The organism is Candidatus Hepatobacter penaei, assembly GCF_000742475.1.
GTDB classification, from domain to species: domain Bacteria; phylum Pseudomonadota; class Alphaproteobacteria; order Holosporales; family Hepatobacteraceae; genus Hepatobacter; species Hepatobacter penaei.
This window is the reverse complement of record NZ_JQAJ01000001.1, coordinates 131,827-132,141: the sequence shown is the minus strand read 5'-3', so window position 1 is coordinate 132,141 and position 315 is coordinate 131,827. Positions and strand designations below refer to the sequence as shown.

Here is a 315-nt window from a genome sequence, read left to right as displayed (position 1 = left end):
AAAACCAAAGGTGAAGATCATGTCCTTCCAGATCCACCCTGCCTGGGCCCACACGTGCGGCGTAAACGGCAACAGCAAACACACCCAACCCAAGGGGCCTTGAAACACCCGGAAAGCCAACACGCCCACAGCCCCCCACAACAACGCCATATTCACAGCCAACATAAGGCCTGGACCCTCATAGATCATGTTCAGATAATGCCACACATACCCCATCAACGGCGGGTGATCGTCACCATAGGTGTGCGTCAATGCAGATTTATAAATACTCCACGAATCAGGGGACATCCAGCCGGGCCAAAAAATCCACGCATA

General features: G+C 53.0%; 1 pseudogene. It reads right to left on the bottom strand.

Annotation, left to right across the window (positions count from 1 at the left end):
- Positions 1-288 (bottom strand): annotated as a pseudogene (locus IG82_RS07230) (hypothetical protein); the annotation flags it as partial.
- Positions 289-315 lie beyond the last annotated feature (27 nt).